A 1,097-nucleotide genomic window follows, 5' to 3' on the forward strand; every position below is an offset into this window, starting at 1 on the left:
GTCGATTGTAGCTTTTGATAAAACATCACCAGCTCCCCTTCTCGCAGAATTGAGGTCAAACGCTTCTGAGCCGATGATTTGTTGATACTGTATATGTTTGAATCTTTCACGCTATTAAGCAGAGACTTAAACAGCGATTGTTCAATACCATTCAAAGCATTGTTCAGCCCGAATTGACTCGCGTGTTTGCCAGCATAAGCAAGATAAAAAGGTCGATAGATCAATACTCCTGCCGCGATCACTATCAGTTGAAGTATTGTGCCTTGAATATGGTTTCCCATTGCGACATATCCACTGATCAACGGCGGCGTCATCCAGTTCACGATCTTCTCTACAGGATCAATAATACCCGACGCAATGCTCGCATAAGTGATCACGAAGCTCACCAAAGGCACCAGTACAAATGGGATGATGAGAATGGGGTTGAAAATGATCGGCAAACCAAACAGCAACACTTCATTAATGTTGAACATCACCAATGGCGCAGCCGCCAACGCCAACATGATGTGGTTACGCTCTCTAGCAAAAATCAGGATACATAGAAGCAAACAGACGCTGTTTCCTGAACCGCCCATAGACAAAAAGGCGTCGTAAAAACCTTGGCTGATAACGTTAAGCGACGCTTCGCCAGTTTGCCAAGCGGCCATATTGGCTTCGGTCGCAGCGTATATCTGCTGCTTGATGGCAAACAACATGTTGTGAGCATTGATGCCTGTCGCCCCTAGCAACCCCAAAACGGTTTGATAGATTCAACCGCCTTCAAGCGTTAAAGGATCGACGCCGATACTGCGCACTGCGCCACTAAACCACACCATGATCGCCGCAGTGACGTGGGACAGGCTTACCGCGACAAGAACAAATACGAAAAAGTGCAAAACGTCTTTAAACAGCCGAGAAGTAAAGTCCAGTGCTTGGGGTTCAAGCAATTGAATTCTCAAATGTTTGCAGTACAAATACGACATCACGGCGCTGATCAGCGCCAACAGAGAGTTATTGGGCAACGTATACGTCGCAGATAAGCTTTCATTTTCTATCGACACCAAATAAAACATGATCAGCGAATAAATAATAAGCACCACGCTCGATACATTGGCTTT

The 1,097-nt window shown here is 45.6% G+C and carries 1 pseudogene; it reads right to left on the reverse strand.

The annotated features are described in order from the left end of the window. A pseudogene (locus R7Q47_RS26055) lies at positions 1 to 1,097 on the reverse strand (PTS transporter subunit EIIC); the annotation flags it as partial.

This window comes from Vibrio sp. Vb0349 (assembly GCF_033338975.1).